General features: G+C 68.5%; 22 protein-coding genes and 1 pseudogene. 14 read left to right on the top strand and 9 right to left on the bottom strand.

Features of this window, described 5'->3' with window-relative positions:
• Both GTY56_RS41350 and GTY56_RS41345 read left to right on the top strand, forming a co-directional pair.
• Positions 1-912, top strand: a pseudogene (locus tag GTY56_RS41350) (serine/threonine-protein kinase); the annotation flags it as partial.
• Between the two features lie 335 nt (positions 913-1,247).
• A complete protein-coding gene (locus GTY56_RS41345) occupies positions 1,248-1,955 on the top strand; it encodes a hypothetical protein (protein WP_346345508.1) in 708 nt (235 codons plus the stop codon).
• On the opposite strand, the gene GTY56_RS17570 is transcribed toward GTY56_RS41345, so the two are convergent.
• Positions 1,870-2,535: a hypothetical protein gene (locus tag GTY56_RS17570; RefSeq protein WP_161366319.1), complete on the bottom strand. Its 666-nt coding sequence runs from the start codon at positions 2,533-2,535 to the stop codon at positions 1,870-1,872. The genes GTY56_RS41345 and GTY56_RS17570 overlap by 86 nt on opposite strands.
• Positions 2,536-2,539: 4 nt before the next feature.
• Positions 2,540-7,183, bottom strand: a complete 4,644-nt coding sequence (locus tag GTY56_RS17565) for an FtsK/SpoIIIE domain-containing protein (RefSeq protein ID WP_161366318.1) — start codon at positions 7,181-7,183, stop codon at positions 2,540-2,542.
• Positions 7,184-7,562: 379 nt separating this feature from the next.
• On the opposite strand from GTY56_RS17565, the gene GTY56_RS17560 reads away from it, so the two are divergent.
• Positions 7,563-7,865 carry a WXG100 family type VII secretion target gene (locus tag GTY56_RS17560; protein WP_033309092.1) on the top strand — a complete coding sequence of 101 codons (303 nt, stop codon included), beginning with the start codon at positions 7,563-7,565 and terminating at the stop codon, positions 7,863-7,865.
• A gap of 67 nt (positions 7,866-7,932) precedes the next feature.
• On the opposite strand, the gene GTY56_RS17555 is transcribed toward GTY56_RS17560, so the two are convergent.
• Positions 7,933-8,613 carry a hypothetical protein gene (locus GTY56_RS17555; RefSeq protein ID WP_161366317.1) on the bottom strand — a complete coding sequence of 227 codons (681 nt, stop codon included), beginning with the start codon at positions 8,611-8,613 and terminating at the stop codon, positions 7,933-7,935.
• Positions 8,614-8,764: 151 nt separating this feature from the next.
• Here GTY56_RS17555 and GTY56_RS17550 point away from each other — a divergent pair, with 151 nt between their 5' ends.
• The 11 genes from GTY56_RS17550 (at position 8,765) to GTY56_RS17500 (ending at position 17,486) form a co-directional block, all read left to right on the top strand.
• On the top strand, positions 8,765-9,076 hold the full coding sequence (locus GTY56_RS17550; RefSeq protein ID WP_161366316.1) for a WXG100 family type VII secretion target: 312 nt from the start codon (positions 8,765-8,767) through the stop codon (positions 9,074-9,076).
• On the top strand, positions 9,073-10,308 hold the full coding sequence (locus GTY56_RS17545) for a putative T7SS-secreted protein (RefSeq protein WP_161366315.1): 1,236 nt from the start codon (positions 9,073-9,075) through the stop codon (positions 10,306-10,308). The genes GTY56_RS17550 and GTY56_RS17545 overlap by 4 nt, the downstream gene beginning before the upstream one ends.
• Before the next feature lie 33 nt (positions 10,309-10,341).
• Complete coding sequence (locus GTY56_RS17540) at positions 10,342-10,938, top strand: hypothetical protein (protein ID WP_161366314.1); 597 nt, start codon at positions 10,342-10,344, stop codon at positions 10,936-10,938.
• A 52-nt stretch (positions 10,939-10,990) separates the two neighbouring features.
• Complete coding sequence (locus GTY56_RS17535; RefSeq protein WP_237524901.1) at positions 10,991-11,587, top strand: hypothetical protein; 597 nt, start codon at positions 10,991-10,993, stop codon at positions 11,585-11,587.
• 71 nt (positions 11,588-11,658) lie between these two features.
• A complete protein-coding gene (locus GTY56_RS17530; RefSeq protein ID WP_237524900.1) occupies positions 11,659-12,144 on the top strand; it encodes a hypothetical protein in 486 nt (161 codons plus the stop codon).
• A gap of 41 nt (positions 12,145-12,185) precedes the next feature.
• Positions 12,186-12,677 (top strand): hypothetical protein, encoded by a 492-nt coding sequence (locus GTY56_RS17525; RefSeq protein ID WP_161366312.1) that lies wholly within the window; start codon positions 12,186-12,188, stop codon positions 12,675-12,677.
• Positions 12,678-12,960: 283 nt separating this feature from the next.
• Complete coding sequence (locus GTY56_RS17520; protein ID WP_237524899.1) at positions 12,961-13,344, top strand: hypothetical protein; 384 nt, start codon at positions 12,961-12,963, stop codon at positions 13,342-13,344.
• A complete protein-coding gene (locus tag GTY56_RS17515; RefSeq protein WP_161366311.1) occupies positions 13,341-14,861 on the top strand; it encodes a putative T7SS-secreted protein in 1,521 nt (506 codons plus the stop codon). The genes GTY56_RS17520 and GTY56_RS17515 overlap by 4 nt, the downstream gene beginning before the upstream one ends.
• A 144-nt stretch (positions 14,862-15,005) precedes the next feature.
• Positions 15,006-16,229: a hypothetical protein gene (locus GTY56_RS17510; protein WP_161366310.1), complete on the top strand. Its 1,224-nt coding sequence runs from the start codon at positions 15,006-15,008 to the stop codon at positions 16,227-16,229.
• Between the two features lie 26 nt (positions 16,230-16,255).
• Positions 16,256-16,900, top strand: a complete 645-nt coding sequence (locus GTY56_RS17505; RefSeq protein ID WP_161366309.1) for a hypothetical protein — start codon at positions 16,256-16,258, stop codon at positions 16,898-16,900.
• Positions 16,893-17,486, top strand: a complete 594-nt coding sequence (locus GTY56_RS17500) for a hypothetical protein (protein ID WP_161366308.1) — start codon at positions 16,893-16,895, stop codon at positions 17,484-17,486. The genes GTY56_RS17505 and GTY56_RS17500 overlap by 8 nt, the downstream gene beginning before the upstream one ends.
• Before the next feature lie 181 nt (positions 17,487-17,667).
• Here GTY56_RS17500 and GTY56_RS17495 read toward each other — a convergent pair whose 3' ends face one another.
• From GTY56_RS17495 to GTY56_RS17470, 6 genes are all read right to left on the bottom strand, one after another.
• Positions 17,668-18,642 (bottom strand): hypothetical protein, encoded by a 975-nt coding sequence (locus GTY56_RS17495; RefSeq protein ID WP_524540115.1) that lies wholly within the window; start codon positions 18,640-18,642, stop codon positions 17,668-17,670.
• Positions 18,643-18,686: 44 nt separating this feature from the next.
• On the bottom strand, positions 18,687-19,343 hold the full coding sequence (locus GTY56_RS17490) for a hypothetical protein (protein WP_161366307.1): 657 nt from the start codon (positions 19,341-19,343) through the stop codon (positions 18,687-18,689).
• Positions 19,344-19,566: 223 nt separating this feature from the next.
• Positions 19,567-20,238 (bottom strand): hypothetical protein, encoded by a 672-nt coding sequence (locus GTY56_RS17485; protein ID WP_161366306.1) that lies wholly within the window; start codon positions 20,236-20,238, stop codon positions 19,567-19,569.
• 879 nt (positions 20,239-21,117) lie between these two features.
• Positions 21,118-21,822, bottom strand: coding sequence for a hypothetical protein (locus tag GTY56_RS17480; RefSeq protein ID WP_161366305.1), 705 nt, complete (start codon positions 21,820-21,822; stop codon positions 21,118-21,120).
• 115 nt (positions 21,823-21,937) lie between these two features.
• Complete coding sequence (locus GTY56_RS17475; RefSeq protein ID WP_161366304.1) at positions 21,938-23,188, bottom strand: PIN domain-containing protein; 1,251 nt, start codon at positions 23,186-23,188, stop codon at positions 21,938-21,940.
• Complete coding sequence (locus GTY56_RS17470; protein WP_346345507.1) at positions 23,178-25,214, bottom strand: hypothetical protein; 2,037 nt, start codon at positions 25,212-25,214, stop codon at positions 23,178-23,180. The genes GTY56_RS17475 and GTY56_RS17470 overlap by 11 nt, the downstream gene beginning before the upstream one ends.
• Between the last annotated feature and the right edge of the window lie 52 nt (positions 25,215-25,266).

Raw genomic sequence — 25,266 nt, 5'->3', positions numbered from 1 at the left:
AGCTCTCGGCTTCGCTCGAGCAGGGGGGACCCCCATCGGCGCGAGGTCGAGGCCGCGCGCCGGGTGGGCGGCGCCTGGACGGCGCCCGTCCTGGACGCGGACCCGGGGGCGCGGGTGCCCTGGGTGGCCACGGCGTACGCCGCCGGACCGTCCCTGTCGGCCGCGGTCACCGACGGCGGGCCCTTGCCGGCCCCCACCGTACGGGCGCTGGGAGCGGGCCTCGCCGAGGCGCTGGCCGCGGTGCACGAGCTGGGACTGGTGCACCGGGACGTGAAACCGTCGAACGTCCTGCCGACCCTCGACGGCCCGCTCCTCATCGACTTCGGCATCGCCCGGGCCACGGACGGCACGGCCTCCCTCACCTCCACCGGCGTGTCCATCGGCTCGCCCGGCTACATGTCGCCCGAGCAGATCCTGGGCAAGGCCGTCACGGGCGCCGCCGACGTCTTCTCCCTGGGCGCGGTCCTCGCGTACGCGGCGACCGGCCGGCCACCGTTCCCCGGGGACTCCTCCGCCGCCCTGCTCTACAAGGTCGTCCGCGAGGAGCCGGAACTCGGTCTGCTGGACGGGGAGTTGCGGGGCCTGACGGCGGAGTGCCCGGCGAAGGACCCGGACACGCGGCCCGCCCCCGCGGCACTGGCCCGCCGGCTGGCCCCCGAGGGCGCGGCCCGGCTGGTGGCGGGCGGCTGGCTGCCGGGGCCCTGGTGGAGCAGGTGAGCCGGAGTGCCGTGCGGCTGCTGAACCTGGAGGTGACGGGGCCGGGGGCGGGGCCGGGGCCTGGGGCCGGAGCGCCGTCCGGGCCGGTCGCCTTCAGCAGCCCGTCGGTGGGGGCACCGGACCCGGCCGGCGGCCCGGGCGAGGGACTCGGGGTGTTCGGGCCACCGCCGGTGATGCCGGTGGTACCGGCGGCGCCGGTGGTGCTGCCGGGGGACGGGGTTTTCGAGGGTGGCGGGGTGCCCGAGGGCGGCGGGGTGCCCGGAGGGGCGGGGGCGTCCCCGGCCGGGGCCTCGGGAGCCTCGGGAGCCTCGGGGGCTTCAGGGGCTTCGGCGACGCCGGGGGCTCCGGCGACGGCGGGGGCTTCGACGACGGCGGGGGCTCCGGCGACGGCGGAGGCTTCGACGAAGACGGGGGCGCCGACGAGGACGGAGGCTTCGGCAACGACCGGAGCTTCGGCGACGACGGAGGCTTCGGCAACCACCGGAGCTTCGGCGACGACGGGGGCATCCGCGGCGACCGGTCCGCCCGCGGTGCCGGGGATCTCCGACGCGCCCGGGGCACCCGCCCCCTTCACCACCGCCGTACCCCAACCCCGGAACGGCGACCACCACCCGCAGGACACCGCCCCTGCCGCCGGCCGGGGGCTCGGCAGGGTCACCGTCTCCGTCGCCGCCACGTCCACGCCGGAGGGCGAGGGCGGCGGGCGGGTGCGGAAGCTGAGCTGCTCCGTGGCGCTGGCGGACGCGGGGGCGATGGCGGCCGTGACGATCGGGTCGGTGTTCGTGTTCGACCTGCTGCCGGGGCGCGGCGGCCAGGACGACGCGGACTCGTCCACCGGCTCCGACTCGCCTCCGGCGGCGACCGCGAGCTCCGCTCCCTCCACCGACGCGGGTCCCGCCGCGTACCTCGGCACCTGGGAGGGCCAGCGCGTCGCCCTCGACGGCAGACTGCCCCTCGGCACGTTCCGCCTCACGGTCGAACGGACCGCCGTCGGGCAGGAACTGGGCACGCTCCGCCAGACCGACCCGATCGGCGGCGTATGCGTCGACGTGCTCACCGTGAAGCAGGTGACGAAGAAGGAGATCGTCGCGACGTCGGTCGGCGCGAAGACCAATCACAGCGGCTGCAACCCGGCGAAGACGACCGTTCACCTCAAGCCGGTGGGCGACGACCTGCAGTACCGGTCGGAGAGCGAGGAGTCGGGGCGGCCTGAGGCTCGGATGTCGAAGGTTCGATAGGGGTGGCCCTGCGGCTGAGCCTGACGAGCACGGTGATCAGCAGCGCGGCCGCAGCCAGAGTGCTGACCAGTCCGACGACCCACATCCACGGGTAGTGCACGTGCACCCAGCAGGGCCCGCCCTGGCTGTAGCAGTCGGCGTCCCAGTCGCGACGTCGCTTGGGCCGTGCGGTCGCGGCGATCATCCCGGCGACCAGGTAACAGGCGGCGAGCCCCGGCAGGGACGCGGCCGCCCAGGCCAGCGAACGCGGCTTGCTCCTCTTCCAGTTCATCCGGAACAGCGGCGCCACCCAGGCGAGGAAGACCAGCGGCACCAGAGCGCCGACCGTGGCGGCGAAGGCGTACGCACCGCCGGGCCACGCGGGAGCGACGTCGCCCCAGAGTTCATGACCCCAGTACACGTCGAACAAGACGAGCGGCATGATCAGAACGACGAAGCCGGGGAGGGCCAGGCAGCCCCAAGCGCAGCCGTAGTCACCCTTCTTGGCCCCATCGGCGTCCGGCCGCCCCGGCCGGTGCTCGTACCGCAGGGCGGACCCCGCCGCCTTCCTCCGCTTCGGCCTCGCCGAACCCCCGCTCACCGCCTCACCCCGGAATGACCACCGTACGCAGCTCCCCGTCGCCGAGGTGGAGCATGCCCTTGCCGGGGGCGACCTGGCCGCCGACCATGCTGCGGTTGAGGCGGACGCCGATGAGGTCGCCGCTGGAGGACTCCTGGGGGGAGAGCAGGATGCCCCGGCGGGCCTTCTTCGCGTCGACCTGCCAGCCCGAGAAGCCGCTGCACACGTCCTCCTCGTCACCGGCGATGACGAGCGCGAGCCCCCGCTCGGCGCCGCGCGAGACCAGCTTCTTCATCTGGCTCTCGGCGTCGCAGTCCTCCAGGATCTCGCCGTCGTCGATGAGGACCGCGATGGGCTCCTCCAGTGACGCCTCGTCGATGAGCTCCTCGAACTCGTCCTCGTCGATGTCGTCACCGGTGAAGACCTTCAGCACACCGTCCGCACCGTCGAGTTGGCGGAGCGGGGACTGGCGCGGGGCCGCGATGACCAGCCGAGTGCCCTGGGACAGGAAGGAGTGGGCGAAGTTCAGCAGGACCGTCGAGCGGCCCGACTTGGCCGGGCCCGCGATGACGAACGCCGGTACGCCCTCCGCGAGATCGGGGCCGAAGCCGACGATCTCGTCGCCGCCGATGCCGACCAGACCGAACAGGCGCGAGCGGGACGCGTCCGGGTCCCGCAGCTCCCAGGCCTCGGGGAAGGAGATGCGGCTGGGCAGACTGTCGACCCGGAACGGGCGCCGCGAGCGGGGGACGGCGGCGTCGCGGGCCGCGGCCGCCTCGCCGATCGCCGCCAGCGCCGCGGCCTGCCCCTGGCCGGTGGTGTCCTCGGAGAGCAGCGCGAACTGCGTCTCCGTGCCGAACTCGTTGCGGAACGCACGCCCCGGCGGGATCTCCTCCGGCACCTTCCGCGCCGGGATGCCCAGCGCCGAGAAGTCGCTGCGGTCGGCGAGCCGCAGACCGTACTTGTCCTCGGTGAGCGTCGCGATACGGCCCACCAGAAGGGTGCGGTCACCGGTCAGGACCAGGTGGATGCCGACGCTCGCGCCCTCGCGCATCATCGTCTGCAACTCGTCGGTCAGCGACCCGTGGTCGACCTCCCCGAGCGTGGGAACCCAGCCCTCCCAGCGGTCCAGCAGCACCACGATGTGCGGCAGCCGCTCGTCCTCGGCTACCGACGCCCGCTGCTCGCCGATGTCCGCGAAGCCCTTGTCCGCGAGCACGTCCTGGCGGCGGCTCATCTCGTTCTTGAGCCGGTTGACCAGCCGCACGACCCGCTCGGTCTGGTTACGGCTCACGACCGCGCCGCAGTGCGGCAGCCGTGTCAGCGCGTTGAGGGCGCCGTTGCCGCAGTCGATGCCGTAGAGGTGCACGTCGGCGATGGAGTGCGTGCGGGCGATGGAGCCCGCCAGGGTGCGCAGCACCTGGGAACGGCCGCTGCGCGGGGCGCCGCCGATCATCAGGTGGCCGAAGGAGGAGAAGTCCACGGCGACCGGACGGCGCGACTGGCTCGCGGGCAGGTCCTCGATGCCGTACGGCGCGGGCGGCAGCTTGCCCGGGCCGCCGGCGAACACCGGCAGTTCGATCTCGTCCAGCAGCAGCGTCTCGTCCAGGGCGGGCAGCCACGGGCTGTGCTGCGGCGGGATGCCGAGGGAGCTGTTGGCGTCGCGGATGGTGTCGACGAGGACCTTCAGGTCGGTGATCTCCTCGTCCTCACGGGACTCCGCCTTCGGCTTGACCAGCGCCGCCCGGCCCAGATCCTCCCAGGTCAGCGGGCCTACCCAGGGCATCAGCACGGCAGGGTCGGCGGCGCCCGGCCGACGGCCACCGACGCGGCCGGACTGGAACGGCACCAGGGAGGCGTGCCCGAGCCGGGCGTATGCGCGACCCGGGGTGTTCTTGGAGATGTGCCCGGCCTCGGGCGAGTCGATGACGTCCGACGACTCGCCGCCGTCCGTCACCCGCAGCGCGATACGGAGGTTGGTGTTGGCGCGGATCTCTGGCGACACGACACCGGACGGCCGCTGCGTCGCCAGCAGCAGGTGGATGCCGAGGGAACGACCACGCTGGGCGATGTTCACGAGACCCGTGACGAAGTCCGGCAGGTCGCGCACCATCGAGGCGAACTCGTCGATGACGATGAGCAGTCGGGGTACCGGCCGGTGCGAGGGGTCCCGGCGCACCAGGTCCTGGTAGTCCTCGATGTCCTTGGCGTCGGCGGCGGCCAGGATGTGCTCGCGCCGGTGCAGCTCCGCACCGAGCGACTCCAGCGCGCGCTCCACCAGGTGGGCGTCGAGGTCGGTCACCATGCCGACCGTGTGCGGCAGGTGCACACAGTCCTTGAACGCCGCGCCACCCTTGTAGTCGACCAGCACGAACGTCATGTTCTCGGGCGTGTTCGCCACTGCCAGGGCCGCCACGATGGTCTGGAGCAGCTCCGACTTACCCGAACCGGTCGTACCGGCGATCAGACCGTGCGGCCCGTCCTTGCGGATGTCGATGCCGAACGGCCCGTCGTACGACTCACCGATGACGGCCAGCGTCGACTGCCCGCCCATCCGCCAGCGGGCGACGATCGCGTCACTGGTCGGCGGCTCCAGCTGGAGCACGTCCAGCAGCCGGCTCGAACCCGGCAGCGCCGAGTCCTCGGTCTCGCCGCTGATGTCCCGCAGCGGCGACAGCGACCTGGCCAGTCGCAGACACCAGGCGGCGGAGACGAAGTCGGGCCGTACGTCCTTCAGGCGCTCCGCCCCGGCCTCCTCGACGCGCAGCCTCAACTGCTCGGTCCGCTCCGCCTGTTCGGGTTGCCGGGCGGTGCTGTGCCAGGCCTGGAAGGACGGGAACCCGCCGGCGGCCTGCTGGGACTGCTGCTGCACCTGCTGGGCGGCCGGCTGGTACTCCTCGGCCTTCGGCTCGGCCACGACGTACGCCTGGCACTCGCCGGGCAGGAACCGTTCCTCGGCGTCGAGGCAGATCGCGAACATGGACACGGCGGGTCCTTCGCGCAGCAGCCGTACGACGCCGGGGAGGGACCTGAGGCGCCGCGACCCGTCCCACACGACGACGATGTCGGGGTCGCCGAAGCTCGAATTGCCCTGGGACTTGTTCTCCTCGGCGGCCTTCTTGCGCGCGTCGAGGATCTGCGTCAGTTCGCCGATGCGGGCGCCGACGGTCTCGGCGTCGGTCCCGATGAGCGCGTTGACGTCCTGCCCGCCGGACGGCCGCGCGTGCGGCAGCCAGCGAACCCAGTCCCAGGACTCCCGGGCGGCGTTGTCGCTCAGCACGTAGAACTGCACGTCCATCGGGCTGTGCAGCGCAGCGGTCTGCGCGACGGCCCAGCGCCCGAGGGCCCGGGCGGAGTCCCCGGGCCCCGCCACGCCGACGACACCGAGGGTGCGCAGATGCAGCGCGACCGGGGCGTCCTCGATCTTCCAGGTCACCTGGCGGCGGTGGTCGTCCTGCTCGGGGTCGTCGAGCACCACCTCGGAGGGCAACTGCCCGGTCCCGAAACGCATCAGGAGGTGATCACGGTCGGTCCGCCGCCGCTCCCACAGGCGGGTACGGGGCCCGGTCCCGAGGGCGAGCACGGTCGCCGGGTCGGGGATGGCCTGCCGCCGGTCGTTCCGCTCGGCGACGAGCGCGTCCTGGGCGTCCTTCTCGATCCGCTCCTTCTGCTCCTCGTACTCCTTGACCTGCTTGGCGTGCGACTTACGCCCGTGCTTCTTGTCGTTGTAGTAGTTGGCGAAGAGCAGGACCGGGCTGAGGGCCGCCATGATCAGGTAGTACCAGCGCTGGAAGATCATCACCGACACGACGGCACCGACGAGCGGGGTCAGCGCCATCAGCCAGGGCAGCGGTCTGGCCTCGTACTCGCGCGGCGACGAGGGCAGCCGGAAGTTGGTCTGCCGCTCGGGCGGACGCAGCCGCGGGGGTCGGTTGTAGTCGAGGCCCACGCCGTCGTCGGACCACTTGAGGGCGGCGTTCGGGGGTGTGTAACGGGTCAGTTCGAGCAGGGTGTTGCCGACGCCGATCTGAGCGCCGAGGGGCCACTCCGCAGGGCCGTCCTTCTTCTCTTCCTTCTCCGGGCTCTTCTTCCTGCCGCGCTTCTTGCCGCTGGGCTCGCCCTTGTCCCTGTCCTCGTCCTCCGCGAGGGAGACGCCGTCGAGGGTGACGTGCTCCTTGTCCATGTGCACGGCGACCTGGCAAGTGCCGTCGGTGGCGACGGAGAGGGTGAGGGCCCGGGCGTCGACCTCGGGATCGTCGATCCGGACGTACGAGGCCGCCCCGCTGCCGATGTCGTACCGCCCCACGCCGAGCCGGTGCACGAACCCGGCGGCGGGCCCGCCGACGACCCGCAGCTCGACGAGCCCGGTGGGCTCACCCGGCAGACACCCGGAGGGATCCTGGAGACTGACGACGGCGCCTTCGCGCAGGGGCGACCCCACGACAGTGGCGCCGGGATCGACGGCGTACCCGTCCACGTACACGAGGGGCGCGTTGTTGGCCGGCGCGTGCCGGTGCTGCCCGAGCGGGATGACCTGCGCCCCGCTGTGCCCCACCTGCTTGGCCAGCTCCTGCGCGATGTCCCCCACGGTGGACTCAGGATCGGCATCGAGCACGACGTCGGCAGTGCCACCGCCGTACGGGTCGACGACGGTCAGAGTCAGGCGCACGACTTGTCCTCCCCGTGCCACTGGGCCGGTGTGGCTCCTGTGGTGTCTGTCGCTGGTTGCCGCTGTGCTGAGCGATCGCCGTTCTGCTCGCTTCGGTCACGCGGTCCCAGTGGTACAGGGACGATATCCGCTCGGAGTGACGGCGGGGCAAGGGGAGGCGCCATGACGTTCCCGATGGCAACGTCGTACACGGTTTCATTTCGGGTCGTTCACAAGGCGGGTATGGGCACCAGAGGCCACACCCGTAAGCTGCTGACCCAAGAGCGGACGATCACACCGGCAGCCGGCTGTGACGGCAACTCGGCTACTGGGCCAGTGAGTCCGCAAACAGGGAAGCCACGGGGGTTGGCCCTGCGGCGTTGCGAGAGGGAGCGGCTTCATGGCCAAGGACCTTGATGTCACATATCAGGACATGCGGGATGCAGCCAAGCATGTCGTGAAGGAGAAGGAAAAGCTCCAGGAGAAGCTCGAGGGCCTGAAGAAGTACATCAACAACCTGGTCCAGGGCGGCTACGTCACGAAGAGCTCGTCGAAGGCGTTCGACGAGAACTTCGACGAGTTCGTGCGCGGCATGAAGGACACGCTGGACGGTCTGGACGGCATGGGTGACTACCTGACCATGGCTGCGGACAAGTTCGAGCAGATCGATGAGGAGCTGGCGAAGCAGGCTCGGAGCAAGTAGGGCCGAGGGCCGGCCGGGTGCCGTCAGCCGACGCTGCCGGCACCCGGCTCCCGGGCGGCGCCGGCCGTCAGTCGGGAAGAGGCTGCCGCAGCAGGTACATGTGCAGGTCGCTGCGGAGCTCTTCCGTCTCGACGCGCAGCCAGGATCCGTCGCGGAAACGTATGAGCAGCATCCTCGTCTCGATCTCGCCGGAGAACGGGTCGACGAGGGTTGCCTCCGCGGCGGGAAGACGGGCTACGACCTCCATGCGCTTCTCCCGCCCCACGCTGACGCGCTGGGGCGGAGCCGCCAGGACGATCTCGTCCTGAGTCGCCAGGAGCAAACGCTGGTGGTGGGTGGAGTGGCTGTACCAACGCAGCAGGAACTGCCCGGCGTTGCCGTGCCAGTTTCCGTCGAAGACCTTGTCGAGGCCCTGTTGGGCGACGGTGGCGTCCCGGCGGCGCTTCTCGTCCTCCTCCTTGGCCCGCAGCCGCTTCTTTTCGTCGTTGGCGTCCAGGGATCGCATGACCACTTGCTCAATTTTGGCCAGTAGCTCGAAGAACATGATGACGGGGATGAAAGGCGCCCCGAGCGCCGCACCGGCCATGCCCAGCGGACGCATCCTGGCGGGGCGGAGCCGAGGGTTGCCCGCAGCCCGGAGTACCTCCGGCGGCGGAGCGGGGATCTTGTCGATCGTGCACCACTCGCCTGCTTCGGCGTCGATGCCAAGGCGGTCCGCCACCACGCGTTGCTTGCCCCTGCGTGTCACGTGAAGACTCTCCTTGCCGGCGGAAAACGGGATCGGTATGTCGCGAGCGTATCTCGTACGAGGTGCCATGAGGAGTGAGAGGGTCCGGCGATCGCGCCGACCTTCGTGAACTCATCCAGAACAGCCATCAGTTCGTAGAGAGGTATCACTCATGGGGGATCACATAAAGGCGGATCTGGCCGCCATCAAGCAGTGTTCACGCGATCTGACCAAAATCCACGGCGAGTTCGAGCGGCATGGCAACCCTGCGGACGACTACGGCCCGGCTGTAGGCCATGGTGGCCTCAAAGATGCTTTCTCGGATTTCGGTGACACCTGGAAGAAGACCCGGAAAAAGCTGATGAAGGAACTTGAGCAACTGGCCGAGTTCACCCGCACCGCCGCCAAGGCGTACGACGAGGTCGACCAGAAGCTGGCGCAGGCCATCAGGGATGCCAAGGCACAGAGCAAGGGGAAGAAGTGAGCAGGACGGACGCCGACTGGCCGCCTCTGTGGCATGACGACCCGACGCCGGGTGACCCCGAGGAAGTCGCTGAACTGGGCCGTAAGTTGCGCAAGATGGCCGACATGATCGATGAACAGTCCCGGGTCATCGAGGCGCTCGCTTCGGTGGAGGGCTGGGACAGCGAGGCCGGAAAGGGTTTCCACGAGATCGCCGGTGGTACCGCGGACAAGCTGAAGAAGTCCTTCGAGCGCTACGACGAAGCGGCCAAAGCGGTCGGGGAGGACGTGCGCGAAGGGAGCTCGGACGAGTTCGCCAGTGAAATGCGCCGCGCGCAGCGGAAGGCGGACAAGGCACTCGCCGATTACCGTGAGGCCAAGGCTGACCACGACCTGGCGGACGGCGAGGTGAAGAAGTTCACCGAGAAGTACCCGACGGCAAACGTCCCCGCCGCGGAGAAGGAAGAGTACGAGCGCTGGGTCAAGAAGCGCGATGAGGCCTTGCACGCCATCGGCGCGGCCCGTAAGGCGGTGAAGGACGCCAGGGACATCTACGACGACGCGGGGGACAAGGCCGCTCGTCATATCAGGAACGTCGTGCATCATGATGCGGTCCGGGACCCGGGAGGCTTCATGAACTTCCTCGCGGACTGGGCAGACATGCTGGCGAACATCTCCGCTGTCCTGTCCGTGCTCGCGGTGATCTGCGCCTTCGTCCCACCGCTTCAGTTCCTGGTTCCCATCTTCGCGACCCTTGCTGTGGTGACCAGTGCGGCCGCCCTCGCCGGCCATGCCTACGACATGACTGCGCGCGGGGGGAAGGTCGACTGGATGAAGCTGGGCGCCGATGCGCTGGGAGTGTTGCCAGGGCTGGGGGCCCTGAAGGGACTCCGGGCCCTCAAGGGCCTCAAGGGGCTTTCGAAGGTGAAGGCGTTCGGGAAGCTGAAGATGTATACGACGGCGCTCGACGGCGTCGGTCACAACTTCCTGAACGGCGTCGCCGTCAAGGTGGTGAACAAGGTGCTCGGGAGGACAGCGCGCGCCGATCTGATCGACGGCAAGAAGATCACCGGCGTCATCAAGGGGGCAGGCCTGGCGAGCGCATTGCACAGGATGTTCAGCGGTGAAAACGGTGAGAAGACCGGCTACCAGGAGCCGGCCGGCACCGCCACGCCCTCACCCACGCCGTCTCCCTCGCCCCGTCCAGCTCCGAGCGTCTCACCCGCTGCATTCAACGCGGCCTTGGCCGCTTAGGACCCGGCAGACCATTCGAGGAGCGCAGACGCCATGAACGACGAAAACCACGACCTCGGACCCTGGGAATTCATCGGCCGCCGGGGTGGCGACACGGTCACCTTGGTCGGCGGCTCGGTGATCGCCGGCGTGCCCGAGGCGAAGCGGGCGGCCGAGGAGGCGCGACGGGAGCTACGGTTCGACTTCCTGGACGACAGGGCGGTGCTCGACCTGCTGCGCCGTCGGCATGTCGACGAAGAGGACATGTTCAAGGCGGGCTTCGTGCACGGAGTGCCCCTGGCGCTTGTGGGCCTCGGTGCCGTGCTCTACTGGGCCGCCGTGGCCACGTACTGGGAGACCGCTGCCTCACGCAACGCCTATCTGGCAGTAGCCGGAACCGTGGTGGCGCTTCAGACCTTCTTCTTTGTGCGCAGCGCGATGGCCCACTGGGGCGACCCAGTCCGGCAGAACCTGCGTGCTCGAGCGGCCAGGTACCGAAGGATCGCCCACATCGCTCGACGCGGAGGTGCGGACATCCCCGCCCACTATCCGCATTACGGGCCCTACCCCTTCGCAGCGACGTTCCGACCTGAAGTGGACGACCCCGAACCGTTCGAGAGTAAGGGCGCAGATGACCACGGCCGCGGTTGACGAAACCCAGCGCAGCCTCATGGAGAGCGGTGGCATAGAAGTCCGTTGGATCATGCCGGAAGGTTTCCTCGAGCTGCCCTTCGAGGCGGATGATCTGGACGCACTGGCCGACCAACTGGTCGAGCTGGCCAAACAGGCGCTGCCCGGTGCCGACGAGGAAGTTCAAGTGCAGTACGCCGCCATGTGCGCGGCGCACTACGACGAGTTCATCGAGGCGGGCGTACAGTACGCCGGCTTCGTCACCACGGAGGTCGACGGCGTCCGCTGCACGGCCACGGTGAACGTCAGCCTCCTCGACCTCGACGAGCGGGCTGGTGCCCATCCGGTGGGCTTCATCGCGACCACGATGCGGCATCTGGAGCTCGGACAGATCGGCGAAGTGGAGCTGCCCTGCGGCCCGGCCGTGACATGTGTCGGCAGCCGCTCCTCCAGCATCGACGGCAGCCTGACGCCGTCGGGCCGGGACGAGCCGGTCTGGACGTCCTTCATCCAGGTCCAGATACCGCTGAACAACGGGACCGTACTCCTGCTGGAGATGGGCACGCCGACGGTCGAAGGATGGGACGTCTTCTCCGCCATGTTCGCCGGGGTGGTGAAGAGCGTCCGCTTCTTCGATACCGAGGGAGCTCCGCTGGTGATGCCGGGGTGAACTCTCCACCTGTCGGTACGCCCAGGGACTACAGACTGCTGGTTCCTCGCGAATGGTTCCGTGTCGACCTCATGCGAGACCGCTGGCGCGCTCAGCTCAAGACGTTCGTCGACGCCCAGTCGGAGGGGCGGCACGTCTCCGCCGAACTCAAACGGCACGTCTGGACCACACTGCGCAACACCGCTGAGGCCGGCCGGGCTCGCGGTGCCATGGAGTTCTTCCTCCTGACGACCTCACGGGACGGCGGCCTCCCGGCCTCGCTCCTGGTGTCCTCGATTCCGCTGGGCGACACCCCGGCTGATCCGGAGAAGTACGCGGAATGGCTGGAGCTGCGGGAGCCGGAAAGCCCGGGAAGGCGGCGGCAGGTGTCGGTCGTGGAGCTCACGGCGGGGGCGGCCGTCCGCGTTCTTGATGCCACGACGCTGGGCGTTCATGTCCTCATGCCCGGCGGGGCGGGCTACTTGACGCTCTCCTTCTCGGCTCCGCTCAGCGGCATGTCGGGGCCGATGGAGCGGTTGTGTGATGCCATTTCTGGGTCTCTGAGGTGGGTGCAGTGAGACGCGCAGGTAGCTTGCGAGATGGCCTGGGGATGGTCGGGGTGATTCTCGGGCTGGTCGTCGGTATGGGTGTGCTCCTGCTGGTCATGGGCTTGGGAAAACGGCTCGCGCGTGCGGTCGTACCGGCGTTGGTGGACTTGCCCGGGGGTGCCTGGACGGTCGGTGGTGGCCTCGGCGTCGTCACCGTGCTCGGGGTGATCGGCTGGCTTCGGTGTGCGTCCGGAGTCTCTGCCGAAAGCCGCCTGGGGCGGGTGCTGAGCGCCTTGTGTACAGCGACCTGCTGCGGGGCGGCATTCGGGCCGTTCTTCCTTCTGATCAGCGGGCTTCCCGGCCGGAACTGCCGGTCGGCAACGTGTGCCTACATCCCCGGGACGGGGAGCGCGTTGCTGGCCTACGCCCTCAGTGCCGGACTGGTGGGCTGGATCGTCAACCGCTGGACCAGCGCTCGGGCCGCGGAGCGGGCGACGTTGGAGCGGGAACGGGTGCGGAGGCTTCGGAAGAAGGGGAAGGGGAAAAGCCGGGCGCAGCAGTAGCGCAGGGAAGCGAGGGCAGGGCTCGTCCGCTCGTGCGATATCCGTTGGATGCGGGGTGGGGCAATGGGGAGCGTGCGGGGTGTTCCTGAGGGGAACGATGTGCAAGCTTTCATGACGGTCGTTCACCTACTGGGGCCGTGCCCTCAGAGGCCACACCGTAAGCTGCTGTGCCAGAGCAGACGACGCGCGACTACCGGATCGTGGCTGCGGACAAGTTCGAGCACTGATGAGGAGCTTGCCGAGCGATTCCGCAGCAAGTCACTGTTCACTAGAAGAAGGAGCGATGGGTGAGTCTTCGCGGCGCACCCATCGGGCAACGCTACTACGTCTCTCACCGGGGGAATTCGTGTCGGATCAGACTGCCGATATCGAACGAATCAAGGAGAGCGCTAGGTCTCTCTCGAGGATCCATCGAGAGTTCGATAAGAACGCCAACCCAGCCGAAGGGCTAGGGGTGGGCATCCTGGGTGACCAGGGCCTGATCGATGTCTTTGATGAGTTTGGTGACAACTGGAAGATCCATCGGGAGCGTCTCACGGAAGAGCTTGAGAATCTCTCGAAGCTTCTCTCCACCGCGGCGAAGTCGTATGAGGACATCGATCACGCACTCGCCGAGGCGCTGCGAAACGCGGACAGTAAGAAGCCGAAAGAAGGAGGCGCCAAGTGACGCGTCCGCGCGCTGAAGAGTGGGCAGTGATCGGCGAGGCATCCGACCCGATTCCCGGTGATCCGGAAGAGGTCGCCAAGCTTGGCAGAGAGCTGAGGAAGACCGCTGAGGCCATCAAAAAGCAGGCGGGTGAGATCAAGTCGCTCGCATCTGTCGATGAGTGGAAGAGTAAGACTGCAGAAGAGTTCCGTAAAGACGCCGAGGAAGCTGAGGGAAAGCTGCGTAAGGCATTCAAGCGTTACGACGCCGCTGCTGACGCCCTTGGCGAGAAGGTCACCGACGGTGGCTGCTCCAGTCAGTACGCCTCGGAACTCCACCGAGCGCAGACCATGGCCGACAAGGCGCTCCGCGATGCCCGAGAAGCGGACGACGAGCGCAACGCGAGCAGTTCAGCGATCGAGAAGCTCCCCAAATCAACTGGCGAAGATGACCTGGACCGCAAAAGGCTGGAGAAGCGCCAGGACGCGGCGAGTTCGGCGCTGGAGCGGGCGAGGAAGGATCTCGAGGCAGCCAAGGATGTACGCGATGCCGCAGCGAAGAGAGCCCGTGACGCCATTCGGTATGCCATCGACAACGATGGCCTGAAGGACGGAGCCTGGGACAAGTTCAAGGACTGGGTCAACGACAATTCTGGATGGATAAAGACAGTACTCGAAGTTTCCGGTTGGGTCTCGACCATCTGCGGGACGCTGGCGCTCATGGTCGGGTGGATCCCGATTGTCGGCCAGGTACTTGCCGGGGTTCTCGGCACCATCGCGCTGGTAGCCACCCTAATTTCACTCGTGGGGCACACGCTTTTGGCACTGGCCGGTAAGGGCAGCTGGTTCGACGTCGCCCTCGACATCGTGGGCATTGCCACGCTGGGTATCGGCCGCGGTGCCCTCGCCGGAGCCAAGGGGGCCTCGGCGGCTGCCAAGAGTCTGGGCCGATCCGCGAGGGCAAGGGCGCTCCGGGAGGGCATCAAGGCGAAGCCAGGCTCCGCCGCCTACAAGAAGGCCGTCAACAATGCCTGGAAGAAAGCGAACCAAGAAAGCGGTGGAGCGTTGCGCGGCAAGGCTGGCGCCGAGGCGATCACCAAGGCGCCAAAGGGCTGGTTCCCCGGTGCCCAGCGGATGGCGGACGCCTTCAACCCGAAGTTGATCTATCGGGAGTCGATGGACAGTCTCAAGGCGGTGAAGGACCTGCGCCCAAGCAACCTTCGGCAACTTGGACAGGCCGATACCTGGGCCGGCGTCCGGCCAGGGTTGAATGATCCTGGCGTCACGAACCTGCAAAGGAGCCTCGACCAGATGTCCGACAGCCTGCGAGCGGACAGTGCGGTGAAGGCCGCAACCGACGTGTTCGAGACTCAGACTCGAATCTGGGCTGGATCCACTGCCGTCGCGTCGACCACCGACCTGCTCGACAAGGGGGACATCACTGGGAAGATCGGTGATCTGGTCGGGGTGCAAGGACTGGACGACGGGGTTTGGTCGGCGACCGGGATCAAGGACGCCACGACAACGAGTGACGGATGAGCAGGGCGAGCAATGGCTGAGCAGCCAGGACAGAGTACGTCACCACACCGCCCGACCGAGCCGGTCGCACGCCCCGCGGGTGCACGACACCACAATGCCCATGTCGTACGCAGGGCCAGGCTCTATGCCGAGGGGGACACCCTGGTGCTGCGCGATGGCCGCCTTCGCGAGCGCCGGTATGTGGTCGGAGGCGATGGCATTAAGCATGCAGTCTTCTTCCCGCCGGGCGATCTCTGGGAGACCGTGCAGAAGCGCCCCCTGGAACGCTGGGGCGTCCTGGTCTTCAGAGGCGAAAGTGAGCGGGACATTCTGCGTGTACCGCTCGCAGCGTGGTTGCCCGAGGCCGGCGTCGTCGGGGCGATGGACCTGGCGCCGTTGAAGTGCCTGGACCGGACTGGGATCCGAGAACTTCTCACGACTCTCGGGATCCCACTGGAAGAGAGATCGCAGCCTGCCGACTCCGACGGAGCACTGGAAACCAGTCGTGGAAGCCGACCGGACCGCGCTGTTCATGCCGAGCTGCCCCGATGGCACAGTTGGGCGCGAGGTCTCGGCATGTTCGGGTGGTTCATCGCTGTCGTGGCCGCGTTCGCAGCTGACCTGGTGTGGGCTATGCCTATCGCCGCGGGCGCCCTCCTCCTGATTCCCGCATCGGACGCCGTCGTGCGAATCTCGGCTTGGTGGCGAAACAGGAGACCGCACTCGTTTGCCGAAGCTCTGGCTATCAAGCCTTCGCCGTCCGCCGGAGCAACGCGGCGCTTCTTGCGAAGGGCCTCCATTCGGGTACTTCCGGATGAGGTGATCCTGACCAACACGTTGGGAGAGGAACGCTGGCTTGGACGGGCCTGCGGACATGGGGTGGCACGGCTGGTTCGACTGGTCGCGCCCACCACGGGGGAGCCGCTTGCTGTTGAATTTCAGGACCGCAATGGCGAAGCGCGGGTTCTGTTGCCGTGGAAGCACTGGTTCGCGGGACGGCAGGGGCTTGATCGCTGGGCGGAGCTGACAGCTGCACTGGCACTGCCGGTCATTGACAAGAGGCACACGGGTGGTAATAGCGCCGAAGCCTGGTGGCAGGGCCACCTGCTCAGTGCGGACGTCCGCAAAATGTCACCGATGGAAGCGAAGGAAGCCCGCAAGGAGACCGATTGGCACCGCGCTGTAATCGGCAGGAACGAACTCCTCGCACTACCGCTCTTCAGCGCTGTACTGCTGGCTGGACTCTTCAGTGACGAACTCCCGGCGTTTCTGGCAGGCTTGCTTTCTGCGCTGACGATCGCGGCGGCTCTGGTGCCCGCGATGACGAGTGCCCTAGCCAGCCGCTTCTCGTACGACAAGGTGATCGAGAAGCCGGAGGCCAACGTATGAGATCAACCGACTCCGACGGAGCCACCATGACCACGCCCGGAGGAAGCGATAGCGGCGCACCGCCGACTGATTACCGGCTGCTTCTGCCCGAGGGGTGGTTCCGTGTGCACATCGGCCCTGAGCTCCGTGAGCGCTCCGTCGACGCGCTGGTCAGCCGACAGTTCGAGGGAGTCGACAACGCACCTCACCTCAAGCGGCAACTACGTGAAAGCCTGCTGGCGCAGGCAGCCGCAGCATTCCGCGACGGAGGCATCGAGCTCTACCTAAGCCTGCAGAAGGCAGGCGCACTCACCATCCCGGCGTCTCTCCTCGTCACGCTTTTGCCGCTTACTGGCGGAGATCAGCCGTCCGCGCAGGACATCGCTGCCCGCCTCTCCGTAGACGAGGAGCTGGAAGTGACGGTGGTCGACTTGTCCTCGGGGCCGGCCGTGCGCACTCTCAGGTCGACAGGACAGGCTGACCGCCCGGCCCCGGCAGGTGTGCCAGGAAGTCCTGACGAGACCCTTCCCTCCGTCACCGTCGACTATCAACTGCCGATTCCCGGAGCCGGCGCCTCTCTACTGCTGACCTTCTCCACCCCCCTCATTCAGATAGCGGAGGCAATGGTCCAGCTCTTCGATGCGGTGGCTGCATCGTTGGTGTGGGTGGGCGGTGACGGCAGTCATGAGTGAGATCACTGCATGCGGCATCGTTGTTCCGACCGACTGGGTGCCGCTCCCACTCGAGCTATCGGATGACGTCAAGGCATGGGCGAAGAGCACCGCAGCGGAGCTGCGCGATCGTAGTAGGAAGGCTGGCTACGAACTGGATAGACGAACGCTGAGGAAAGAGTTGCAGGCTCGGGCCGAGGACAGCCGGAGCCGAGACCCCCTGTATGCGTTCGCGTTCTACCCCAACGGCTTCGACACGGCACTGGCGATCCTGGAAGTCGATCTGATCTATCCGGATGAAACAGTCCCCGAGGTCACTCTGGACTGGCTGGCCGAGACTTTCAGCGCCGACGACTTCGGCCCTTCAAAAGTCTCGGAGGCGCTGTTGCCGATCGGCCCTGCCGTACGTATCCGGCAGGACTTCAGCGCTGAGTCGCGTCCCCGCGGTGGACCTGGCGTCCTCATGGAAACGCTGACCTACGGAATTCTGCCGGCTGGATCCGAAAGTGCAGTCATGCTGTTGGCGTCATGGACGGTGCCCGGTATCTCAGAAGAGATGGAAGCAGCGGCGGACAGCATCGCGCAGACGGTGACGGTGGATTTCTGAATGCACAGCGGGAACTGTGCTATCGCCGTCCATGGTTGAGGGGAGCCGCTGCCATAGGGTGACTCTCGTGATGTGTGGACCGTAGCTGACCGTGCTGCCCCGGCCGGGCAGCACGGTCCAAGTTTGGGCGGCGAGCCCCGTTGGTGTGACGGTCAGTGTGGGGCGGCTTCCACTCGGAAAGTCACCTGTTGACGGACTGGATCTCCTGGACTGTGACGTCTTGGTCGTTGCCGAAGGTGCCGTTGGGAAGCTGGGTCGGATTGGGGCTACCCGTGCCGGTCCAGGTGATCTCCCAGGTGACGGTGGCCTGGAGATTGAAGGTGTCGTCCCCGGAGGAGCGGAGGTACCTGATGCCACAGGGCGGGGTCCGGTCGGCCTTGCCCGTGGCGTACGGCTCGCCGATTGAACCGTCGTCGTTGATCGTGCACTCGCCGGAGCTGGGATAGGTCTCGGCGTCTGGCGTACCAGGCTCCAATGCGAGGGAGACCGGCTTGGCGGTGGTCGTGGCCTGGATGTTGAGGCCGCCCACGTCGAGGGCGGCGGTAACGGAGACCTCTTTGAACCTGGCCTTGTCCAGCCAGGCCCAGGTGGGAAGGTTGACCTTGGTGGCCGCCTCGGGGGCGAGGGCTACCTCGGTCGTCGGTAGCTGGATGCGGTTGTAGGCGAGTTCGGCGAGGACTTGTGGAGTGACCGGGTTCTCCACGGGCGGGGGAGCACCGTTCTCAACCCAGAAGGGAGGCTTGTCACAGAGTTGGGCCTCTGGCTCCGTCCAACGGTCTTCGTCGCGGACGGCGACCCACCAATTGCCCTCATCTCTCTTGTCGAGGTTGTAATTCTTGTACTTTCCGTCCTTGTATTCGTCGCGGAACATGCCGACCGAAGCCTTGGCATAGCTGTGCTGGCCAGGAGTGTTGACTGTCTCGTCGTACATGTTCTCGACGTACTTGGAGAACTCCTGCGCTGAGCGCGGCTCGTACCAACAAGCGGGCGGGGTCCAGTTGCCCACAGGGACGACGTTGCCCTTGCGGCTGCCCCCCGTCGTGGTGCTGGTGTATCTGATCATGGAGACGAGGTCGCTTCCTGACCTCTTGCCACTCGTGTCGACCTCGGCTTCGGACGCGCCAGGGCCCTTTGCTGTTGCGGCGCCGACGGTCATTGCGAAAGCCGCGAGGCAAGCGCTCACCGTGGTGATGCCGCGGGTCAGGGAGCGCACGTCTTGTCCCCTCTCTTCGACAGCACCTCCGTGGTTTGCCAGACCCCCTTGCCGTTCTTCTTGAGTTGCGTGCTGTATGTGACGTAAGGGCTCTCGTCTGACGGTGACCTGTCCACCGTTCCGGTTTTGCGGTTCTTGTTGAAGGCTTTGCTCTCGTCGGCGCAGTAGACCACCGCCGCCGTGTCGCCGTCCGCGACCTTGACCCTGGGGTCGAAGTAGCGCGTAACCCCTGTCCACGTCAGGTCCTCGTCCAGCCAGGCGCGGACCCATTTTTGCGCGCTCACGAGTGCTTTGCCTTGGCGGTAGTACGCGAGTGTTGCCGAGTTCGTGTCGCCGCGGAGGATCGCATCGTCCACCGCGTTCACCGTCTGCGTTACGTCGGACAGCACTGCGTCCTCGGCCGGATCACCTGTCTTCCAACCCTCGAACTTGTTCTCCACGCCTTCGGGAAACGTGATCTTGGGGCGGTCGGCGGGGCCGGATTCGCCGGCGCTGGGTGAAGCCGAGGCCGCCGCGTCACCAGCATCGGCCCCGGCGATCTTGTCGTTGCTCTTCGAGTTGCCATCCCCGCTACCGCAGGCCGTCAACAACAGTGCTGCCGTCGCCGCCAACGCGGCAGTAACGGGCAATGGGCGGCGCTTCACAGTGACTCCCCGTGAGACAGAAATGCAGTCAAGAGTATTGACGGTATCGGTGAGGTTGCTGGTTTCGCCAGAGCGAACTTCCGCGAGTGCCGGAGCAATGTGCGCTTAGGGGACTCTCGGACGCCTGTTGTGCCCTGACCGTTCCCGCGCAGGGGATGAGCCCGGACGCCGGAGCGCGCGTCGTCCGGAGTGCTGGTGCCGAGGGCTCTACGGTGTGACTGGCTCACCGGCACTTCGCCGCCTTCGTCTCGACGAAGACCTTGGACGCCTGCCACAGGTCCTCCCCCGTGGGGAACTTAACCATGACGATCTTGAAGTAGTCGAAGTCCGCAATGCTGGGCTTGGTGGTAAGGATCTTCTTGGTCTTGATTTCCTTGCCGTAGAACTTGCCTGCGTCCGCGCAGAACGCAACCTCAACGGAACTGCCGTTCGGGGCGGAACGCGTGGTGGCGTCGTAGTGGCGCAGCGTTCCGGTGGCGGTCCAGCCCCCCTTGATCCACTCGTTGATCTGCACCTGTGCGTAGTGCAGCCCATCTCCGGTGGAGTAAGTCGTCACGGCGGCATCCTTCGTCGTGCGCTTGTCGACACCCCGATAGATCGCGCGGAGGTAGTTCGCGGCATCCTCCATCGCCGCCGCCTCGTTCTTGTCCTTCGGCTTGTCCCAGTCGAAGACCAGGTTCATGTCGCTGGGCAGGGACACGTCCACGCCGTCCGGCTTGTCACCTGATGGTGCTCCCGACGCAGATGCCGACTCCTTCGGCGTCTCCGCGGCCTGGTCGGCGCCGGCGATCTTGTCGTTGTCGTCGGCCTTGTCGTCCCCGCTGCCGCAGGCCGTCAACAGCAGTGCTGCCGTCGCCATCGACGCGGCAGCAACGGGCAATGAGCGGCGCTTCACAGTGACTCCCCGTGAGAGACAGAAGTTCAGTATGCGCACTGACGGTACCGGTGAGGTTTCCGGTTTCACCAGCGCGAACAACCCAGAGGACACGGGCATTACCGGACGCACAGGTCGTTCCGGTGCGAGCCGGCCTGCGTCAGTACAGTGCTCCCCGCGGTAGCTGGATCTGCCTGAGCCGGACCCACCGCCCGGGTCGCTCTTCATCGCGCGCCGCCACCACGAACAGCACGAACGGCGCCGGGACTCCGAGCACCACCATCGCCCGCGTCGGCAGGGACCAGCCCAGTTGGGAGACGCACAGGCAGCACGCCAGCTCGGCCAACGCCCTGCGGGTGAAGGACCTCGCGTCGGCATCATCCAGCGCCTGCTGTCCGCCGAACTCGCGAGCAGCGCACCGGCACGCATGCCCAGGGCCGCTCCAAGCCCTGTACCTAACAGGCGAGCGCACCCATCAGCGCGACGTAAAGCCAGTACCCGGCGATCAGTGCCCAGCCCACGCCGATCCTCTGCCGGCGTACCAGAGCCAGTGGGTGTGTGGAGCAAGCCGGCCACGGGGAGGGCGATCAGGGCCCAGACGAAGATGAAGACTTCGGAGGCGGGGTCCTCGGCTCGGTCCCTCTCGACGAGTTTCGGGGACGACGACGTCAGCAGGAGGGCCAGGACCAGGGACGCTCGTCCCGCCGCTACGCCCGCCACGATGCGTGCCGCTCTGGCTCGCCGGGTCGGCTTCTCGTTCACCACTTCGCCCGCCCCAGCGGTCCGGGTCATCCGTGCCCATCCGAAACTACACTCGCGCCCCCTGCGTCACCGGGTTGATCAGCGGGGCGACCCCGGGCCCGCATGCGACACCGGGATTACCGCTCCCGTGATCGGGGCTCACGTCGCGAGCTTGGAGTTCTGCGCCTTCACCACGTTCGCGGGCGTCTTGGCGTCGCTCGGTCGCCTACTGTCGGCGAAGGCGAAGCCGTTCACCGAAAAGTAGACGGCGAGCACGTCACCGTCACGGACGACCTGGGTGCGCACCGTGTGGGTGATACCCCGGAAGGGCGTCGTCGCGCGGAAGGCCACGGCACCGGGCACCGTCCCCTTCTCGGCGGTGACCGAGTCGTAGACCGTGCTGTTCTTGCCCGCCTGCGCGGTGAACCCGCCGCCGCACTCCGATACGGCCTTCGTCAGCCCGGCCAGCACCGACTCGGCCTCGGCCGCCGGCTCGTACACGGCGAGAGTGATGTACGTGCTCGTCTTGCCGTAGCCCGCCCCGGCGCTGCGCGTGAGGTCGGCCCGCGGTTCACCGAGCGGGAGTTGGTTCATCGCGTGGGCCAGCGGGGCGCAGCCGGGCTTGTCGACCGTGACCTCGTCCGAGGACTTGGCGAAGGCGTACTCGGCTTCCGGCTCGGACACGTTGTAACCGGGCAGGTCGTCCTTCGTCACGATGACTTCCGCCAGCCGCTGCGCCGGAGTGATCTGCTTGGCCTTCGGTGCCGACGGTGAATCAGTGGGCGTGTCCTTGCTTCCTGAGCAGGCGGTCAGTGCGGAGGTCAGGGCCAGGGCGGAGACGACGGCCAGGGCGGCGCGCTTCAATGGGGGGCTCCTCGGTCGCTGATCAGGGCGAAGATCATGACATGGCGGCTCATGGGCGGGTTCTGCGGGAGCGATGGCAGGAGTGTGACGAGGCGGGGACCGGCCAACCGGCTGCTCAACGGGCCCTGGCGAGCCCCGCCGACGGAGGCATCAGCGAGCCGTACCCGGACGCCGCCCACGCGCTCCGCCCCGCCGGGACCTCGAAGTAGGGCACCCTACGGCCGTCCTCGTCCGTGTCGGGGAGCACCTCCGGGGCGCGGCGGTCCCGCAGTGCGTCCGCGCACTCCTGGCACGCCGCCACGTCGAGCCGGTCCCGGCGGCCGAGCGGACGCCAGCCGGTGCGCAGGGCCGCGCGGCCGTGCAGGGGGTTGAAGAAGCAGAGGGGAAGGCCGGGCGAGCCGGCCAGGGCGTCGCGGCCCTCCTGCGCCAGGGCCAGGGCGCCCGCCAGGTCCGGCAGGCCCCGGGCCTCGTCGAGGACCGTGCCGGCGGCGGCGTAGGCGTCGAGGGCCTGCTGGAGACCGGGGGTGGCTGCCACGTCGGCGGCCCGGGTCGCCTCGCCCAGCGCCAGCACCTCCGCCTCCGCACGGCGCCGCACCCGCGCCTCGTCGGCCGCGCGGGCCGTGGCGAACACGACGTGGGGGACGGCCGGGGAGGGCCTACGGGAGCGGAGCAGGGCCGCGCGGGTCGCGAGCGCGGTCAGGGCCAGGGCCGGTACGGCGATGAACAGCCACCAGCCGGTCATGCCGGAGCCGGAGCCGGAGCCGGCCGACCCGGAGCCGGACTGCGTGGGGCGGGCCGACCCGCCCAGGTCGCGCATCGCCTCGTCGTAGCGCTGTTCACCCTTGCCCTCCGCCACCAGGTCCACGGCCTTCGCCGTCAGGTCCGCCAGCCCCGCGTCCCGCATCTCGTCCAGGAACCCGGCGGCCGCCACCGCCCTGCGCGCCTGGTGGGTGTCGCCGGGCCACTCGTAGCCCTGGAGGGAGTCGGGGAAGTCGCCGTCCGACGTGATGAGGACGAGGTCGCGCCGTTCCGGGAGCCGGTCGCGGACCGTCCCGGCCAGGAGGTCGGAGTCGCCGTCGAAGGCGTCGCCCTTGGTGAGCGGAGTGAGTACGACCTTGATGGGCAGGCCCGTGCGGTGGATGCGGTCCGCCAGTTGCCGTTGCCGGGACGGCGGTACGGCATCGGCGTAGGCCTCGTCGACGTAGACGGGCGAGGTGCGCAGGGCGTTCGCGATGCGCTGCCCGGCGCTCGGGGTGCCGCCGTCCGCCGCGGCTGCGGTGCCCGTCGTGGTGAGCGCCGTCAGCAGCAGCGCCGCGAGGGCGGTGATCACGCGCTTCGCGGCGCCCTGGTCGACTTCAGTGGACACCTGCGGTCTCCCTCACCTTGTCGATGAGCCGGGCGATTCCTTGCGGTATGGCGGTCAGGGGGCCGTCGGTCACGTCGTAGTAGGGGAGGCGGGTGTTGCCGAGGGAGGGGTCGGGCAGCTTCAGCAACCGGCCCGGGATACCGCCCGGTTCGACGACGGCCGTGTCGCCGCAGAGCCCGCAGACGGGAAGCAGGCGGCGGCTGTTGCCCTCGGCCGAGACGCGGACGTGGTGACGGCGGGTGGCGGGGCCGTGCAGCGGGTTGACGCCGCAGCACAGGTCGGCCGGGTCCCCGGCGAGTGCGGCACGGCCGGCTCGGGCCAGCACGATGACGGCCACGAGGGTCTCGGCTCCCGTCCCCGATTGCCGGACGCGCCCGGGGTCGCCGTCGACCAGGAGCAGCGCGGCGTCGAGGTGGTCCCAGGCGCGGTCTCGGTCGTCCGGATCGCTGAACTCTTCTGCGAGAGCGGTGAGTTCGGCAAAGGCGGTGCGCCGGAGGTAGGAGACCGAGGGTTCGGTCGGGGCGGTGAGCGGCAGGCTGCCGGACGGCTCGGGCACGGGGGAGCGCCGCCGCCGCAGGCGCCGGACGAGCCAGGTCGCCCCGGCCACGAGGCTCGACAGCAGCAAGGCCGCGAACGCGCCCACGAACAGGCCCGGCCAGAAGTCCGTGGAGAACAGGGCGGGGAGGGCGGTCTCGCGGGTGGGGTTCGGGGCCGCGGGAGGCGCGGGCTCGGACCAGGGCCGGTCGGTGCGCGGGGTGTTGTCGAGGAACGTCATCAGCGCGTCGAGGCGCTCACCGAGGAGGTGGTCGCCGGCCTCGTCCGCCTTGCTGTCGCCCAGCGTGACGGAGTCCGGTACGTCGACGGTGAGGCGGTTGCCGTCCAGGCGCAGGCCGTGGTTGTAGACGCCGATCGTGCCGTCGGCCGGGTCGGCGACCACGTACACCCCGGGCCCGCCCACCTTGGCGTGCACCGCCGCGGCGAACAGCCCCGCGTCGCCGGCCGACTCGCTCTCCGGCGTCTGCGGCACGAGGGAGACGTACACCGGGCCGCCGCGGTCGGAACGCCGGAAGTCCCGGATCCGCTCGTGCAGCCGGTCCAGCTGCCGGGCGTCGAGGACGCGCGGGCTCTCCGGGTCGGCGTACACCGGGTCCTGCTTCAGCCCCGCCGCGACCCGCTCCACGCGGGCGGACAGGTCGGCGGGGGTGGGAGGCTCCGCCGCGCTCGACCGGGTCTCGTCGAAGACGACGGTGGCGGTGAGGGCGACAGCGGCGGCGGAGAGGACGGCCCCGCCCCAGACCAACCGGCGCAGGACGGGCTTCCTCGGGCGCCCCCGCCTCGCGTAGGCCGCCGACAGCAGGATCGACAGGGGGACGCCGGCGAGCAGGATGCCCGTGATGAACGACTGGTTCCGGCGGTCGGACGGGCCGATGTACATCTCGCCGGGTTCGTCGTCCGAGTACCTGTCGCGGGCGGACTCGGCGCGGGCGGCGGCCTTCTCACCGCCCTGCGCGATGACATCGGCGAACCGCTCGAAGGCGACCAACGGACCGGCGTCGTAGGGGAGTTCGTACTGCGTGACGGTGACGGCGGCGTCAGCGGGAGCGTCCACGCCGAAGGCCCTGGCCTCGGCGATGTCCGGCCCCTCGAACAGGACGTACAGCCCGTCGCGCCCGAGGCGGTCGTGCACCGCGCCGAGCAGTTGCCGGCCGTCCGCGCCGGTCTGAAGCGGCAGGACCAGGACGTAGGTCGGGACGCCGGTCTTCTTCGCGATCCGGGCGAAGGCGGGGGCGCTGGAGCGTGGGACCTCCCGGGGGAGCTGGTCGGAGACGTGGACCGGGTTCTCGCGGAGGCGGTCGGCGAGGTAGGCGGCCCGGGTGGGGGTGTCCACGGCGACGGCGGGTGTGGCGGTTGCGAAGAGTGCCGTCAGCGCGCACAAGGTCAAGAGCAGCCCGATGGCGCGGTTGCGGCTGTGGCCCGTTGCCCGTATCCCCGCTGTGCAGGCGTACTTGGCCGTGACTGCTCTCACCGGTGAATCCCCCGCGGTCCGTTCGATGCCCGCGCGGCACTCTACTCGTCCG

The sequence above is a fragment of the Streptomyces sp. SID5643 genome, assembly GCF_009872555.1.
GTDB lineage: Bacteria > Actinomycetota > Actinomycetes > Streptomycetales > Streptomycetaceae > Streptomyces > Streptomyces iakyrus.
The sequence above is the reverse complement of the archived record's forward strand: the minus strand, read 5'-3'. Positions and strand labels throughout refer to the sequence as shown.

Coding starts and splice junctions, on each gene's coding strand:
- GTY56_RS17560 (WP_033309092.1), top strand. CDS start 7,563: ATGGCCAAGGACCTTGATGTCACATATCAGGACATGCGGGATGCAGCC.
- GTY56_RS17550 (WP_161366316.1), top strand. CDS start 8,765: ATGGGGGATCACATAAAGGCGGATCTGGCCGCCATCAAGCAGTGTTCA.
- GTY56_RS17540 (WP_161366314.1), top strand. CDS start 10,342: ATGAACGACGAAAACCACGACCTCGGACCCTGGGAATTCATCGGCCGC.
- GTY56_RS17535 (WP_237524901.1), top strand. CDS start 10,991: ATGCCGGAAGGTTTCCTCGAGCTGCCCTTCGAGGCGGATGATCTGGAC.
- GTY56_RS17530 (WP_237524900.1), top strand. CDS start 11,659: ATGCGAGACCGCTGGCGCGCTCAGCTCAAGACGTTCGTCGACGCCCAG.
- GTY56_RS17520 (WP_237524899.1), top strand. CDS start 12,961: ATGGGTGAGTCTTCGCGGCGCACCCATCGGGCAACGCTACTACGTCTC.
- GTY56_RS17505 (WP_161366309.1), top strand. CDS start 16,256: ATGACCACGCCCGGAGGAAGCGATAGCGGCGCACCGCCGACTGATTAC.
- GTY56_RS17500 (WP_161366308.1), top strand. CDS start 16,893: ATGAGTGAGATCACTGCATGCGGCATCGTTGTTCCGACCGACTGGGTG.
- GTY56_RS17495 (WP_524540115.1), bottom strand. CDS start 18,642: ATGACCGTCGGCGCCGCAACAGCAAAGGGCCCTGGCGCGTCCGAAGCC.